Raw genomic sequence first — 2,422 nt, 5'->3', positions numbered from 1 at the left:
TCACGTTCACCGACACACCGCTTGACACCAAACCGTACCCACTAACTAAGCGGCATTGGGGTTGCCCCCTCGAATTTTCAGTGGGCAACCCTCCAGTTGAGGGGATACCTGTCGAACTGGAGGGTTGTGCGCGATCAGGTGCGGCGGCGATCCGGGCGGCGATCGCAGGCGGTGGTCGCGGGAGACCGTCGCGGGCGGTGGTCGCGGATGGTGGCTTTGCATAATCATGCAGAGTGATGCATACTTTTCATGTGTCCAAGGTGCTTACTTCTTTGCCGGTCGGAGAACGGGTCGGGATTGCCTTCTCAGGTGGTCTCGACACGTCGGTTGCGGTTGCGTGGATGCGGGACCGAGGTGCGATCCCGTGCACGTACACCGCCGATCTCGGGCAGTACGACGAGCCCGACATCGCGTCGGTGCCCGGCCGCGCGACGGCGTACGGCGCGGAGATCACCCGGCTGGTGGACTGCCGCGCGGCGCTCGTCGAGGAAGGGCTCGCTGCGCTGGCGTGCGGCGCGTTCCACATCCGCTCGGCCGGCCGGACGTACTTCAACACCACCCCGATCGGGCGGGCGGTGACCGGCACGCTGCTGGTCAAGGCGATGCTCGAGGACAACGTCCAGATCTGGGGTGACGGGTCGACGTTCAAGGGCAATGACATCGAGCGGTTCTACCGCTACGGCCTGCTGGCGAACCCGCAGCTGCGGATCTACAAGCCGTGGCTGGACGCGCAGTTCGTGCACGAGCTGGGCGGCCGGAAGGAGATGTCGGAGTGGCTGGTCGCGCACGGCCTGCCGTACCGGGACAGCACCGAGAAGGCGTACTCAACCGACGCGAACATCTGGGGCGCGACGCACGAGGCGAAGACGCTCGAGCACCTCGACACCGGGGTCGAGACCGTCGACCCGATCATGGGCGTTGCGCACTGGGACCCGGCGGTCGAGATCGCACCGGAGGACGTCACGATCGGGTTCGTGCAGGGCCGGCCGGTGACGATCAACGGCAAGGAGTTCGGTACGGCGGTCGACCTGGTGCTGGAGGCCAACGCGATCGGCGGCCGGCACGGGCTCGGCATGTCGGACCAGATCGAGAACCGGGTCATCGAGGCGAAGAGCCGGGGTATCTACGAGGCGCCGGGGATGGCGCTGCTGCACGCGGCGTACGAGCGGCTGGTGAACGCGATCCACAACGAGGACACGCTGGCCAGCTACCACACCGAGGGCCGCAAGCTCGGCCGGCTGATGTACGAGGGCCGGTGGCTCGACCCGCAGGCCCTGATGATCCGCGAGTCGCTGCAGCGATGGGTCGGTACGGCGGTGACCGGTGAGGTCACGTTGCGGCTCCGGCGGGGTGAGGACTACTCGATCCTCGACACCACGGGTCCCGCGCTCAGCTACCACCCGGACAAGCTGTCGATGGAGCGGGTCGAGGACTCCGCGTTCGGCCCGGTCGACCGGATCGGCCAGCTGACCATGCGGAACCTGGACATCGCCGACTCGCGGTCGAAGCTGGAGCAGTACGCCGGCCTCGGCATGTTCGGCTCGGCGAACCCGGCGCTCGCCTCCTCCACCGAGCTGATCGGCGAACTCCCGCAGGGCGGCGCCGACGCCATCGCCTCCCGGGGCGAGGTCAGCGAGGAGGACGAACTCCTCGACCGCGCCGCGATGGAGTCCGGCACCGACTGAGCAGCACGCGAGATTTCAGCCGCGGGCCGCGGTTAACGTCATCCGGCGAGATGCGACCGCGCCCCGCGACTGGGCACCACGCATAGGCATTGCGACTGGGTACGACGCCTCGGTACGACGCCTCGGTACGACGCCTAGGTACGACGCCTAGGTACGACGCCTCGGTACGACGCCTGGGGCACGTCTGGTAATTCAGCGTCGGCGTAAGGAGGCTCGGTGCAGTAGCTCGGCGTGCCGAGATGATTGATGCACGGCCCGAAGGTGTGCACGCTCGACAGGTCGTGTGGTGCGGGGCGGGTGTGTTCGGTGTCTGGTTCACGCTCGGCTGTTGCCCCTGGCACGGGACACGTCCTAATGACCTGACACGCGCCACACGCCACACGCCACACGCCCGAGCCTCCCGAGTCGCGGTGGGTCGGCTGCGTGACTTCTACGCAAGGGGGGACATCCCCTCGCGTTGGGGGTTCTCTGCTGGTATACGAGCAGACACCCCCAACACGAACGGATAACCGGCTCTTGTGACCGATCCGTGGGTGGGTCTGGGTGACCGAGTCAGCGCCCGGACTGGACGACCGCACGCGTCCCCGCACGCGTCCCCGCACGCCCGCGTCCCCGCACGCCCGCGTCCCCGCACGCCCGCGTCCCCGCACGCGCGCGTCCCCGCGCGGTGGGTTCACCCACGGTGTTGTGGGTTCCTGACCCGTGTGAAGGGTACGGAACCCACTACATGCGCCACA

Annotated in this window: 1 protein-coding gene; it reads left to right on the top strand. The window is 67.8% G+C overall.

Annotation, left to right across the window (positions count from 1 at the left end):
- Positions 1-251: 251 nt before the first annotated feature.
- Positions 252-1,685 (top strand): argininosuccinate synthase, encoded by a 1,434-nt coding sequence (gene argG, locus AB0B82_RS35370; protein ID WP_360178955.1) that lies wholly within the window; start codon positions 252-254, stop codon positions 1,683-1,685.
- The last annotated feature ends 737 nt before the right edge of the window (positions 1,686-2,422 follow it).

The organism is Kribbella sp. NPDC048915, from assembly GCF_040649595.1.
GTDB lineage: Bacteria > Actinomycetota > Actinomycetes > Propionibacteriales > Kribbellaceae > Kribbella.
This window is presented reverse-complemented; position numbering and strand designations above follow the sequence as displayed.